This window comes from Brachybacterium sp. EE-P12, assembly GCF_003711805.1.
In the GTDB taxonomy this organism is placed as follows: Bacteria; Actinomycetota; Actinomycetes; order Actinomycetales; family Dermabacteraceae; genus Brachybacterium.
Genome location: NZ_QXCP01000004.1, coordinates 287,415 through 300,600 on the forward strand (window position 1 = coordinate 287,415; position 13,186 = coordinate 300,600).

The window sequence follows — 13,186 nt, forward strand, 5'->3', positions numbered from 1 at the left end:
CCGCCTCGAGGAGACCCATGTCCGCGCTCGCCGTCCCGGCCCGCCGCCCCGTCCTGGCCGACGCCCTCGCCCCGCACCGCACACTGCTGCGCGATGCCGTGCTCGTCCTCGCCGGCGCCGCCGTCGTCGCGGTCCTCGCCCAGATCACGATCCCGCTGCCGCTCGTGCCGATCACCGGCCAGACCCTCGGGGTGCTCCTCGTCGGCGCGGCGCTCGGCTCCCGCCGCGGCGCCGCAGCGCTCGGGACCTACATGCTCGCCGGACTCGCCGGTGCGCCCGTCTTCGCCGAGTTCACCGGTGGTCCCGCGACGGTCCTCTCGCCGAGCTTCGGCTTCGTGATCGGCTTCGTGCCCGCCGCGTTCCTCGCCGGCTGGTTCGCCGAGCGCGCCTGGGACCGCCGCCCCCTGCTCGCGATGGCCGGCTTCGTGGCCGCGAGCGCCGTGCCCTTCCTCGTGGGCGTGCCCTATCTCGCGATGATCCTGAACGCCGTGATGGGCGTCGACGCCGGGCTCGGCGCGGTGCTCGCCGCGGGCCTGTGGCCCTTCATCCCCGGCGGCCTGGTCAAGGCGGCCCTCGCGGCCGTGCTGATCCCCGCCGCATGGAAGGGCGTGCGCGCCCTCGACGCCCGCCGCTGAGCCGCGCCGGGTCGTCGGACCCAGGATCTCGGAGCCCCGTCCTCGCACCGCCCCCGGTGCGGCGGCGGGGCTCCCGTCCGTCGCGGATCTGGCCCACACTCTGCGTATGACCACACTCGAGACCCTCATCGGCGACGTCCCCGGCGTGGGTGCACCCGCCGCCCGCGCGCTCGCCGAACAGGGCCTCGGGACCGTCGGCCAGCTCGCCGGACGGGACTGGGCCCAGCTCGCGACCCTGCACGGGGTCGGCCCGGCCGCGGGCCGACGGCTGCAGGCCGTGCTCGAGGAGCACGGCGCGGGGATGGAGAACCCGCCAGCGCCCGCGACGGGCCGCACCACCGTGACCCGCGGTGCGACGGGCAGGAATGCGAAGGACATCAGGACCCACGCCACCGCCGTCGACCCCGCCGACTACGTCGACGGCCTCGAGGGGCGGCGTCGCGCGGAGGGGACGCGGCTGCTGGAGATCTTCGGCCGCGCGACGGGCGAGCGGGCCGTGATGTGGGGGCCCAGCATGATCGGTTACGGCGAGGTGCACTACCGCTACGCCACCGGCCGCGAGGGCGACACCTTCCAGCTCGGCTTCAGCCCTCGCAAGGCCGACCTCGCCCTGTACGGGCTGCAGGGTTTCCCTCGCTCCGACGAGCTGCTCGAGCGGCTCGGGACGCACCGCCGCGGCGCAGGCTGCGTGTGGGTGAGGAAGCTGCCCGACATCGACGAGACGGTGCTCGAGGAGCTCATCGCCCACGCCTGGCAGGGCGGGCCCGGCACCGTGTGCTGAGCCCGCGCCCCTCGGATCAGCCGACGAACAACGAGAGCAGCAGCACCATCCCGAGGCCCACCAGCGAGTTGCACAGCTGGAACAGGCCCCAGGTCTTCAGCGTGTCTTTCACCGACAGGTCGAAGTAGCCCTTGAACAGCCAGAACGACGCATCGTTCACATGGGTGAGGGTGTTGGAGCCGACGGCCGTCGCCATCACCAGCAGCGCCGGGTCGAGTCCGGCCGCGAGCTCCCCGGTGGTCGGATCCATCACGGCCGCGGCGATGATGCCCGCCGCCGTCATCGCCGAGACCACGCCCTGGCCGGTCGCCAGGCGGATCAGCACTGTGATCAGCCACGCCATCACGTACGGGTTCGCGTCCACACCGGTCATCAGACCGCCGATGAAGTCGCCGATCCCGGTGTCGATGATGACCTCCTTGAGCGCGCCGCCGGCGCCGATGATCAGCACCACCACCGCGATCGACTTCACCGCCTCCTCGAAGCGGCCCATCACCCAGCCGGCGTCCTTCCCACGGCGGGTGCCGAACAGGACGAACGCGGCGACCATCGCGATCGTGATCGCGACGGGGGAGGAGCCGATGAAGTTCACGATGTCGTAGGCCCAGGTCTCCTTGACCAGCCAGACGTTCGCCAGCGTCGCGGCCATCATGATGAGCGCCGGGATCAGCGGCACCAGGATCGACAGCGCGAAGCTCGGGCGCTCCTCCATCGGGACCTCCTCGGAGGAGCGCATGATCGCGGGCGTCGCGTAGTCGAGGTTCCCCAGGAAGCGGGGGAGCACCCAGCCCGTCACGGCGACGGTCACGATCGCGATAGGGATGCCGTAGATGTAGGTCATGCCCGTGTCGGCACCGTAGGCGTCCACGAGCGCCACCGGGCCGGGCTGCGGCACGAAGAGGGAGTGGGCGGTGGTGGTTGCTGCGACCGCGGGGATCGCCAGCTTCATGAACGGCATCTTCGCCTGGTGCGCCACCGCGATGATCAGCGGGGCCAGCACGATGAAGGCGACCTCGTAGAACATCGCCAGGCCGAACACGGTGCCGGTCAGCACCAGCGAGATCTTCACCCAGCGCAGGCCGAGGCGGTCGATCAGGGTGGAGGCGATCTGGTCGGCCGCGCCGGAGTCGACCATGAGCTTGCCGATCACCGCGCCGAACACGACGATGATCGCGAGCGAGCCGAGCGTGCCGCCGAAGCCGGTGGAGATCGTCTCCAGCAGGGAGCCGAGGGTGAAGGGCTCCCCGTCGATCCAGCCCGCCTCGACCGAGACGAGCTCGGCGATCCCGATCAGCAGTGCCGCGAGCAGCAGCGCCAGCATCGCGTTGAGCTTGTACTTCATGTTCAGGAACAGCATCAGCGCGATGCCGCCCACGACCCAGACGATATGGAGCCACTCCATCGTCGATGCCTCCCTGATGACTGAGAACAGGTGCGGCCGCCATCGACCGCACCTGAGGGTTTTCCCCTCACGCTAGGTCGATCCTGTGTCCCCTTCCTGTCGGTGCCGGATGTTCCCATCCGGGTCCCGGAGGCGGGGGCGGACGAGGTGAGGCTCGGCTCAGGCGTCGGGAGCGGGGTCGTCCTCGGCCTGCCATGGGCCTACGATTCGAGCGGCCGCGACCGCGCGGCCGCCGGACATCGACCAGAGAGCGGAGGCGACCATGGGCCAGACGGCGCGCGAGCGTCGACGCGCGGAGAGGCATCCGCTCGTCGGCCGGCGGTCGCGGGCGGCGCTGGTGATCCTCGGCGTCGGAGCGGCGATGGTGCTCGTCCACGCGGCGGGATTCACGATCCTCATGCGCCTCGAGGGCGAGGAGCACTCCTGGCCGAGCGCCGTCTACTGGACCATCACCACGATGTCCACGCTCGGCTACGGCGACATCACCTTCGACACCGACGCCGGGCGCCTGTTCTCGCTCTGGGTGCTGCTCAGCGGCGTGGTCTACATGCTGGTGCTGCTGCCGTTCTTCGTGATCCAGTACCTGGTCACGCCGTGGCTCGATCATCGCCGCGCCACCCGCACTCCGCGGAAGGTCGCCCCGGGGGTGAGCGAGCACGTGCTGCTGGTCGGCTCCGAGGCCGTCACCCAGGCCTTCGCCGCCCGCGCCGAGCGCTCCGGCATCACGGCCGTGATGGTCCTCGAGGACGCCGTGAAAGCGGCGGAGCTGCATGACCAGGGCCGACAGGTCGTGGTCGGCCCCCTCGACTCCGCGATCACCTATCGCAACGCAGGCGCCGCCCGGGCGCGCCTGGTGATCTCCACCCTCTCCGACACCGCCAACACCAACGTCGCCTTCACCGTGCGCCAGGCCGCGACAGCCGTGCCCGTGTCCGTGACCGCTGCGAAGCCCGCCTCGGTGGACGTGCTCGAACTCGCCGGCGCCGATCACGTGCTCGAGCTCGGCCAGCTGCTGGGCCGCGAGATGGCCTCGCGCGTGCTCGGCTCCACCGGACGCGTGCACGCGATCGGGACCATCGGCGACACGATCATCGCCGAGGCCGCCGCCCGGGGCACCGAGCTGGTCGGGAAGCTCCTCGGCGAGGCGGTCGAGATGCAGCGGTCCCGGGCGCGGATCCTCGCGGTGCTTCGCAAGGGGCGCCTGCGCGCGATGACGCCCGATCTGCGGATCACCGACGGGACGGTGCTCGTGCTCGCCGGCACCGCCGAGGACCTCGCGCAGTACGACGAGCAGTTCCAGAGCCGCGAGGTCTCCGAGGAGCCGGTGGTGATCCTCGGCGGCGGGCGCGTCGGTCGCGCGGCCTCCCGGGCGCTCAGCGACGAGGGCGTGCCGAACACGATCGTCGAGCTCGAGCCCGGTCGCGTGGAGAACTCCTATTCGGTGCTCGAGGGCACCGCGAGCTACGCCGTGGTGCACGGGGATGCCGCCGACCAGCGGATCCTGCGCCGTGCAGGCCTCGAGCACGCCTCGGCCGTGCTGGTCACTCCGCGCGACGACGACCTGAACGTCTATCTCACGCTGTTCTGCCGTCGGCTGCGCCCCGAGCTGCAGGTGGTCTCCCGCGCGACCTACGAGCGCAATGTCGCCACGCTCTACCGCGCCGGCGCCGACGGGGTGCTCTCCTATGCGACGATCGGCGCGACCGAGCTGTGGAACCACGCCGGCTTCAGCCACCGCGTGCTGCTGGCCGAGGGCAACGAGCTCTTCCTCGCCCCCTGCCCCGCCTCCCTGGTGCGTCGCTCCCTGCGCGACGACGAGGTCCACCGCCGCACCGGCTGCCACATCGTCGCCGTGCTCGAGCAGGACGGCACCCTCGGCTACGACACCGAGTCGATCCCCACCTCCGGCGGCCGCCTGCTGCTGCTCGGGGACCGGCACGCCGAGCGTCGCTTCCGCGAGACCTACCTCGGCCGGCGCCTGCGCCGTCGATAGGCTGGGCGCCCTGCCCTGCCCCTCGCCCCGTTCGGAGGATCATGTCGTCCGCCCCCGTGAAGCTCGCCGTCGGCGATGCCGCCCCCGCCCTGGACCTGCCCACCGCCGGCGGCGGGCGGATCACGCTCGAGGATCTCCGCGGCGCCCCCGCGCTGCTGTGGTTCTATCCCGCGGCGAACACCTCGCTGTGCACCAAGCAGGCCTGCGACCTGCGCGACAACCATCAGATGTTCCTCGACGCGGGCTACCGCGTGGTGGGCATCTCCCCGGATCCCGTCGCGGAGCTCGATCGTTTCGTCGCCGAGCAGGACCTGCCCTACACCCTCGCCTCCGACGAGTCCCACGAGGTGATGACCGCCTACGGCGCCTGGGGCGAGAAGAACATGTACGGCCGGATCGTCGAGGGCACGATCCGCTCGACCTTCGCGATCGACGAGTCGGGGACCCTCACCTTCGTGAAGTACCGCGTGGGCACCCCGAAGCACATCGCGCTGCTGCAGGAGAAGCTCGGGCTCTGAGCGGCGGGGCCCGACGGGGCGGCGGTGTGACGTGAACCGCGCCGCCTCGCTTTGGCGCACCCCTCCAGCTCCCGTATGCTGGCTCGGCGTACCGCGCCAGCGCGGTGCCAGGAGACGTGGCAGAGCGGCCGAATGCGCTCCCCTGCTAAGGGAGTAGGCGACTACAATCGCCTCGGAGGTTCAAATCCTCTCGTCTCCGCCGAGAAGGCCCCTCACCAGCGACGATCTCGCCGGGAGGGGCCTTGTCCATGCACGGTGATCACGTGCAGCGTCCCTGCGCGGTGCCGGCCTCGGATCGGCGCCTGGCGACATCGGCTGTCGTCCGCGGGCCTATGGCGACACGAGCTGCCTATATAGCCACCTCGCGTCACCATCGGCCCGGCGGCGACACGGAGGCAGCGGCGATGAGCCCTCGGGGTGCCGGCAGCGCTCCGTGCGACGCCGGTGCACACGGTCACGGACGCAGAACCAACCGGATCCAGACACGCGATCCGGCCCATGCCCTCGCACAGACGCGCGCTGTCACGGGGCCTCCGTCACGTTCCGGACGGCGCCTCGCCCTCCAGCGTCGTCCACTCCGGGCCGTCGGACTCCAGCAGGTCCGGATCGCGCACCAGCTCCTGGTCCTCCCCGCCGCCGCGCAGACGCGCGGCGAGATCGCGCAGCGACTCGCGCAGCAGCCTCCTCGCCTGCGAGGCGTCGCCGGCCTCGAGAGCGGCCACGAGCTCCTCGTGCGTGGTGGTGAGATCCGCGCGCACGCCGTAGCCGCGCGGATCGGAGAAGGTGCCCATCCGGGTGAGGATCACGATCGTGTTCATCGCCGTGACCAGGAAGCGGTTGCGCGCGATCTCCGCGAGGCGCTGATGGAGGTCCAGATCGGCGTTGCCCGCCTCGATCACCTCGCCCGCCGCGAGCGCGCGCCGGGTGCGCTCGACGCACTCCCGCAGCGGGGCGAGCAGCGCGGGGATCTGCTCCTGCCGCCCGTCGGCGCGCAGTGCGGCCACGTGCTCGGCGACGTTGGTGGCCGCCTGCATCTCGATGCCCAGGCGATAGTCGATGAAGTCCGACATCGTCCCGGCGTCCATCCTGGTCACGAACAGGCCGCGACCCGGGATCTGGGTGAGCAGGCCGTCGCGCACCAGACGCTGGCACGCCTCCCGCAGCGAGGAGCGGGAGATGCCCATCTGCTTGGAGACCTGGACCTCGGGCACCGAGTCGCCCGGGCGCAGGTCGCCGACGAAGATCGCATTGCGCAGCTCGAGCTCGGCCTGGTCGATGATCGAGGGCCGACGGATGGGCTGCATCATCGGCAGCCGGACGGAGTCCTGGTGAGGGGGCATGGATCCTCCTGTGACGGTGCGCCGTCGATGGGCGTGCGTGGACACCATCATCCGCTTCCGCATCGCCCGACGCACCCCCGGCGGGCGTCATCGCCGTCACAGTCGCGGCGGATCACGACCCCATCACGAATGTGGACGGCTGCCCGGTTCGCTCCGATCGGCCCGGTACGGTGGGGCGGAATCCGATATCCAGAGATCTGATTGTCCGACACGACGAGAGTGCGGGCGCAGATCGCTCAGCGAGAGGGAACCCATGCACCGCACCCAGGGCCACGACCGACGCACGTTCTTCCGAGGCACCGGTCTGGTGCTCTCCGCCGCAGCCCTGGGAGGCGGGCTCGCCGCCTGCAGCCGCACCAGCACCGGGGGCGGCGACGGCGGCTCGGAGGGCGGCGGGGACCTGCTCTCGCAGCTGCAGGACGCCGGCAAGATCGTCGTCGGCTTCGCGGGGGAGGCCCCCTACAGCTTCGAGGACGGCGGCGAGCTGCAGGGTGCGACCGTCGCCATGCACCGCGAGATCTTCGGGGAGCTCGGCATCGACGAGGTCGAGGGCAAGCTGACCGACTGGAACTCCCTGATCCCGGGCCTGAACTCGCGCCAGTTCGACGCGGTCAGCGCCGGCATGTCGATCCTGCCCGAGCGCTGCGCCGAAGCGGCCTTCAGCGAGCCCGAGTTCCAGTACACGACCGCCCTGATGGTCCCCGAGGGCAACCCCGAGGGCCTGGAGAACATGCAGTCCTTCGTGGACTCGGGCCTCACCGTCGCGACCATGTCCGGCGCGATCGAGTCGACCTACGCGACGGACCTCGAGCTGGACAGCATCGAGGTGGGCGGTCCGCAGGACGGCGTGGACGCGCTCAAGGCCGGCAACGCCGACGCCTTCGCGCTCACTGCGATCTCGCTGAACTACCTCGCCGACAACACCGTCGACGGTGTGGAGGTCACCGAGAGCTTCGTCGCCGAGATCGACGGGGTCAAGCAGTACGGCGCGGGCGGGACCGTCTTCCGCAAGGAGGACACCTCCCTGCTGGACGCCTACAACGAGAAGCTCGCGGAGATCGTCGCGGACGAGGAGCGCTACCTCTCCATCGTCGGCGACTTCGGTTTCACCGCCGAGGAGCTGCCGCCGAAGGACATGACCGCCGAGATCCTCTGCTCGGGCGATCTCTCCTCCCTGCAGTGAACCCCGCCCCCCACCGTGCTCGTCCGACGGCGGGCCCCGCCACGGGGCCCGCCGTCCGCCCGCCCGCCCGAGAGGAGAGGCGCCCATGGACGGAGTGATCGGCTTCTTCGCCGACCTCGCGCCCAACCTCCAGCTGCTCGTCGACCGGTCCCCGCAGATCCTCGACGGGGTCCGGACCACGGTGCTCGCCACCGTGGTCGGCGCCCTGCTCGCGCTGATCATCGCGTTCGTCTTCGGCCTCGCGCAGCTTGCGAAGGTCGCCGTGGTGAGGATCGTGGCGCGGGTGTTCGTGGAGTTCTTCCGCGGCACCTCGCTCGTGGTGCAGCTGTTCTGGCTCGCCTTCGTGCTGCCGCAGCTGCCCTATCCGCTCGGCTTCCGGCTCGACCCGCTGCTCGTGGGCGTGATCGCGCTGGGCCTGAACTACGGCGCCTACGCCGCAGAGGTCGTGCGCGGCTCGATCAACTCGGTGCCCAAGGGGCAGTACGAGGCGATCAGCGCGCTCAGCCTCAGCCCCGTGCGCGGGATGTTCCGGGTCGTGATCCCGCAGGCCTGGGCGCTGATGATCCCCTCGCTGTCGAATCTGTGGATCCAGCTGCTCAAGGGCAGCGCGATCGTCAGCTCGGTGACCCTGTACGACCTGTTCTTCCAGATCGAGCAGGTCCGTGACCGCACCGGCACCTGGTTCGCCTATCTCTTCGCGCTGGTCGCCTACTTCGTCATCGCCTGGGTGATCGTCGTGATCATGAACGCCCTCGAGGTGCGGGCCAAGCACAGCATCGGCCGAGGCCCGGCCCTCTCGCAGTCCTGGCGCACCCTCTTCCGGGCGCCGGGCAGCAAGACCGCGGAAGGAGGACTGGCATGAGCACCTCCTGGTGGAGCTGGGACCACGCCGCCGCCGTCCTCCCCCTCCTGCTCGACGGCTTCAAGGTCACGCTGCTCGCGACCGTGCTGGGCACGCTCATCGCGCTCGTGCTGGGGCTGATCGTCGCGATCGTGCGGCGCAGCGCCCCGAGGGTCGTCTCCGCCCCGGTCACCGGGGTGGTCGAGTTCGTGCGCATGACCCCGCTGGTCGTGCAGCTGGTGTTCGCGAACCTCGTCCTCTCGCCGTACATCGACAGCACCCTGGCCATCGGCATCTGGGTGCTCGGCATCCACTACACGACCTACATGGCCGAGGTGTACCGCGCGGGCATCGACTCCGTGCCGACGGGGCAGTGGGAGGCCGCCACCGCGCTCTCGCTGCCGCGCGCACGCACCTGGCGCGCCGTCGTCGTCCCGCAGGCGATCCGCAACACCCTGCCGGCGCTGGGCAACTACGCGATCTCGATGTTCAAGGAGACCCCGTTCTTCGTGGTGATCTACATCCCCGAGATGGTGCGCAACGCCCAGACCTACGGCGGCGACACGTTCCGCTACACGGAGGCGATCACGCTGGCCGGCCTGATCTTCCTGGTCGCCAGCTATCCGACCTCCCTCCTGATCCGACGACTGGAGAAGAAACTTGCCTGAGAAGACACCGGGTCCCGACACCGCAGGGACGCCGCACCTCGAGTTCCGCGACGTGGTGAAGTCCTTCGGGGACAACACCGTGCTGAACGGACTGGACTTCACCGTCGCGAAGGGCGAGCGGGTCACCCTCATCGGCCCCTCCGGCTCGGGGAAGACCACCATCCTGCGCCTGGTGATGACCCTCGAGGAGCTCACCGGCGGGTACATCCATGTCGGCGGCGTCCCGCTGCAGTACGAGGAGCAGGGCGGCAAGCGGGTGCGGATCCCGGACAAGCGCCGACGCCGCACCACCACCGACATCGGGATGGTGTTCCAGCACTTCAACCTGTTCCCGAACATGAGCGTGCTCGAGAACATCGTCGAGGCCCCGATCCACGTCATGGGGCTCTCGCGCTCCGAGGCGACGGCGAAGGCGGAGGGGCTGCTCGCCAAGGTCGGCATGGAGGAGAAGCGGGACATGAAGCCCTCGCAGCTCTCCGGCGGCCAGCAGCAGCGCGTCGCGATCGCCCGGGCGCTCGCGATGGACCCCGAGATCCTGCTGCTGGACGAGGTGACCTCGGCGCTGGACCCCGAGCTGGTGGGAGAGGTGCTCGCCGTGCTGAAGGACATCGCGGCGGAGACCGACATCTCGATGCTCATCGTCACCCACGAGATGCAGTTCGCCCGCGACGTCTCCGACCGCGTGATGATGTTCGACCAGGGGTCCGTCGTCGAGGAGGGGCCGCCCGCGCAGATCTTCTCCGAGCCCGCGCACCAGCGCACCCGCGACTTCCTCAGCGCGGTGCTCTGACCCGCCCCGGCCCGTCCGCCCAGTGACGCCGGGGGCGGGCCCGCCGGGCACGCCTGTAGTCTGTGCCCGTTCGTTCCGCGCCGCCGCGGCCGCCCTGAGTGCTGCTCTGCCGGTGGTCGCGTCTCGGCGTGCCGACCCCCAGGAGGCCCTGTGCCACATTCCGACGCCATCGCCGTCCCGACCCTGACGAGCGAGTTCCCCGTCGTCGGCGACGACCCCCACATCGACGCCCCGCTGCGGGCGACGGTGCGCCGCCTGTCGACCCTGCTCGGCCGCACCCTCGCCGACCAGCACGGTCAGGAGATGCTCGACCTCGTCGAGCAGGTCCGCAAGCTGACGAAGGAGGCGAAGTCCGCGGACTCCGAGGCCAGCGCCCAGGACGTCCAGGCCCGTCTCGCCGAGCTGCCCATCGAGCAGGCCACGGCGCTGACCCGCGCCTTCACCCAGTACTTCCTGCTCGCGAACGCCGCCGAGCAGGTCTACCGCGTGCGCGCCCTCGACGAGCGCCCGTCGGCCGCGTCGTGGGTGCCGCGCACCGTGCGTGCCGTCCACGAAGAACTCGGCGCCGAGGGCCTGCAGAAGACCGTCGACTCCCTCGACGTGCGCCTGGTGTTCACGGCCCACCCCACGGAGGCCTCGCGCCGCGCCGTGCTGACCAAGCTGCGCCGCATCTCCGACCTCCTCGCCGAGGAGACCGACGAGGACACCCCCGAACGCCGCCGCCAGGACCGCGACCTCGCCGAGCTCATCGAGACGCTGTGGCAGACCGACGAGCTGCGCCGCTCCCGCCCCACCCCGCAGGACGAGGCCCGCAACGCGCTCTACTACCTGCGCCAGATCTTCCGCCAGACCATGCCGGAGATGCTCGACGACCTCCGCGAGGAGCTGCGCGCCCACGGCGCGGACCTGCACGACGGCCAGGTGCCGCTGCGCTTCGGCTCCTGGATCGGCGGCGACCGCGACGGCAACCCGTACGTCACCGCCGAGGTCACCCGCGACGTGCTGCGACTGCAGGCCGAGGCCGCGATCGACGTGTCCCTCGAGATCATCTCGGACCTCATCCTCGAGCTCTCGGTCTCCTCCGAGCTGACCGGGGACGACGAGGAGCTGCGCGAGAGCCTCGCGGAGGACCTCTCCCACGAGACCGAGGTCGACCGCACCCAGCAGGAGATGTACCGCGAGGAGCCCTACCGCCTCAAGCTCGGCGCGATGCGTGCGAAGCTCCGTGCGACCCGCGAGCGGATCCGCTCCGGCGGGGCGCACGTGCACGGCGCGGACTACGGCGACACCGCCGAGCTGCAGGAGGACTTCCGCGTGCTGCGCGAGGCGTTGCGCCGCCACGGCGGCCGACGTGCGGCCGACGGTGCGCTCGCGATCGCCCAGCAGGTCCTCGCCGCCTCCGGGCTGAACCTCGCCGCCCTCGACGTGCGCGAGCACTCCGAGAAGCACCACGAGGTCCTCGCGCGCCTCTTCGACCGGGTCGGGGAGCTGGAGAGCCCCTACGCGGAGCTCGACCGTGCCGAGCGCACGGCCGTGCTCTCTCGCGAGCTGGGCAGCCGCCGCCCGCTCGTCGGCTCCGCGCTCACCGAGGACGAGTCGATCCTCGACGCCCCCACGCGCACCACCTACGGGGTGTTCCGCGAGATCCGCGACGCGCACCGCCTGTACGGCACCTCCGTCATCGAGACGTACATCATCTCGATGACCCACGGGGCCGACGACGTGCTCGCCGCCGCACTGCTCGCCCGCGAGGCGGGTCTGCTGGACCTCGCCGGCGGCGAGGAGAAGCGGGCCGACATCGGCTTCGTGCCGCTGCTCGAGGAGGTCTCCGAGCTGCGCCACGCCGGGGAGATCCTCGACGAGCTGCTCTCGGATCCCTCCTACCGGGAGATCGTGCGTCTGCGCGGCGACCGCCAGGAGGTGATGCTCGGCTACTCCGACGGCAACAAGGACGCCGGCGTCATCACCAGCCAGTGGGAGATCCACCAGGCCCAGCGCGCGCTGCGCGACACCGCGGCCCGGCACGGCGTCACCCTGCGCCTGTTCCACGGCCGCGGCGGATCCGTCGGCCGCGGCGGCGGCCCCACCTACGACGCGATCCTCGCCCAGCCCTACGGGGTGCTCGAGGGCGAGATCAAGTTCACCGAGCAGGGCGAGGTCATCTCCGACAAGTACATGCTCCCCGCCCTCGCGCGGGAGAACCTGGACCTGTCGCTCGCGGCGGTGCTCGAGGGCTCGGCCCTGCACACCGCTCCGCGCACCCCGGAGAAGACCCTCGAGCACTACGGCGAGGTGATGCAGTCGGTCTCCGACGCGGCCTTCACCCGCTACCGCACCCTGGTGGACGACGAGAACCTGCCGGAGTATTTCGTCTCCTCCACCCCGGTGGAGCAGCTGGGCGACCTGAACATCGGCTCGCGCCCCTCCAAGCGCACCACCTCGGACAAGGGCCTGGACGGGCTGCGGGCGATCCCGTGGGTGTTCGGCTGGACCCAGTCGCGGCAGATCGTGCCCGGCTGGTTCGGCGCCGGCTCCGGGCTGAAGGCCGCGCGCGAGGCCGGCCTCGAGCCGGACCTGCACGAGATGTACCGCAGCTGGCACTTCTTCCGCACCGTGATCAGCAACGTCGAGATGACGCTCGCGAAGACGGACATGCAGATCGCGGCGCACTACGTGCACTCGCTCGTGCCGGAGAACCTCTGGTACCTCTTCGACCGCATCCGCGAGGAGTACGAGCTGGCGGTCTCCGAGATCGAGCGCCTCACCGGGGTGCTGAACCTGCTGGACAACCAGCCGGTCCTCAAGCGGACCCTCGCCGTGCGCGATCGCTATCTGGATCCGATCTCCTACATGCAGGTCGCGATGCTGCAGCGCGCCCGGGCGGCGACCGCGCGGGGCGAGGAGCTCTCGCCCGAGCTGCAGCGTGCGCTGCTGACCACGATCAACGGTGTCGCCGCGGGGCTGAAGAACACCGGCTGATCCCGCCGCGGCGCATCACGACGCGCCCCGCCGGATGCCCCTCGGGGCGCCCGACG

The 13,186-nt window shown here is 70.9% G+C and carries 11 protein-coding genes and 1 tRNA gene; 10 read left to right on the forward strand and 2 right to left on the reverse strand.

The annotated features are described in order from the left end of the window. The first annotated feature begins 17 nt into the window (after positions 1 to 17). Positions 18 to 635 carry a biotin transporter BioY gene (locus D1648_RS04435; protein WP_122939602.1) on the forward strand — a complete coding sequence of 206 codons (618 nt, stop codon included), beginning with the start codon at positions 18 to 20 and terminating at the stop codon, positions 633 to 635. Positions 636 to 741: 106 nt separating this feature from the next. After that, positions 742 to 1,416, forward strand: a complete 675-nt coding sequence (locus D1648_RS04440; RefSeq protein WP_122939603.1) for a DUF1801 domain-containing protein — start codon at positions 742 to 744, stop codon at positions 1,414 to 1,416. A gap of 16 nt (positions 1,417 to 1,432) precedes the next feature. Here D1648_RS04440 and gntP read toward each other — a convergent pair whose 3' ends face one another. Then, complete coding sequence (gene gntP, locus D1648_RS04445) at positions 1,433 to 2,818, reverse strand: gluconate permease GntP (RefSeq protein ID WP_122939604.1); 1,386 nt, start codon at positions 2,816 to 2,818, stop codon at positions 1,433 to 1,435. 262 nt (positions 2,819 to 3,080) lie between these two features. Between gntP and D1648_RS04450 the strand changes: the two genes are divergently transcribed. From D1648_RS04450 to D1648_RS04460, 3 genes are all read left to right on the forward strand, one after another. Further along, on the forward strand, positions 3,081 to 4,811 hold the full coding sequence (locus D1648_RS04450) for a TrkA family potassium uptake protein (RefSeq protein ID WP_122939605.1): 1,731 nt from the start codon (positions 3,081 to 3,083) through the stop codon (positions 4,809 to 4,811). 41 nt (positions 4,812 to 4,852) lie between these two features. Next, the gene (locus D1648_RS04455; RefSeq protein WP_122939606.1) at positions 4,853 to 5,329 is read left to right on the forward strand and encodes a peroxiredoxin; all 477 of its coding nucleotides are present in this window, start codon (positions 4,853 to 4,855) and stop codon (positions 5,327 to 5,329) included. A gap of 110 nt (positions 5,330 to 5,439) precedes the next feature. Continuing rightward, a tRNA-Ser gene (locus tag D1648_RS04460) sits at positions 5,440 to 5,528 on the forward strand. A gap of 337 nt (positions 5,529 to 5,865) precedes the next feature. Here D1648_RS04460 and D1648_RS04465 read toward each other — a convergent pair. Next, the gene (locus D1648_RS04465; RefSeq protein WP_122939607.1) at positions 5,866 to 6,669 is read right to left on the reverse strand and encodes a GntR family transcriptional regulator; all 804 of its coding nucleotides are present in this window, start codon (positions 6,667 to 6,669) and stop codon (positions 5,866 to 5,868) included. A gap of 253 nt (positions 6,670 to 6,922) precedes the next feature. Between D1648_RS04465 and D1648_RS04470 the strand changes: the two genes are divergently transcribed. The 5 genes from D1648_RS04470 (at position 6,923) to ppc (ending at position 13,130) form a co-directional block, all read left to right on the forward strand. Further along, the gene (locus D1648_RS04470) at positions 6,923 to 7,852 is read left to right on the forward strand and encodes a transporter substrate-binding domain-containing protein (protein WP_122939608.1); all 930 of its coding nucleotides are present in this window, start codon (positions 6,923 to 6,925) and stop codon (positions 7,850 to 7,852) included. An 85-nt stretch (positions 7,853 to 7,937) separates the two neighbouring features. Further along, positions 7,938 to 8,714 carry an ectoine/hydroxyectoine ABC transporter permease subunit EhuC gene (gene ehuC, locus D1648_RS04475; RefSeq protein ID WP_122939609.1) on the forward strand — a complete coding sequence of 259 codons (777 nt, stop codon included), beginning with the start codon at positions 7,938 to 7,940 and terminating at the stop codon, positions 8,712 to 8,714. Further along, positions 8,711 to 9,361: an ectoine/hydroxyectoine ABC transporter permease subunit EhuD gene (gene ehuD, locus D1648_RS04480; RefSeq protein WP_122939610.1), complete on the forward strand. Its 651-nt coding sequence runs from the start codon at positions 8,711 to 8,713 to the stop codon at positions 9,359 to 9,361. The genes ehuC and ehuD overlap by 4 nt, the downstream gene beginning before the upstream one ends. Continuing rightward, positions 9,354 to 10,151 (forward strand): amino acid ABC transporter ATP-binding protein, encoded by a 798-nt coding sequence (locus D1648_RS04485; protein ID WP_305037969.1) that lies wholly within the window; start codon positions 9,354 to 9,356, stop codon positions 10,149 to 10,151. The genes ehuD and D1648_RS04485 overlap by 8 nt, the downstream gene beginning before the upstream one ends. Positions 10,152 to 10,301: 150 nt before the next feature. Further along, positions 10,302 to 13,130, forward strand: coding sequence for a phosphoenolpyruvate carboxylase (ppc, locus tag D1648_RS04490; protein WP_122939611.1), 2,829 nt, complete (start codon positions 10,302 to 10,304; stop codon positions 13,128 to 13,130). Positions 13,131 to 13,186: the final 56 nt, after the last annotated feature.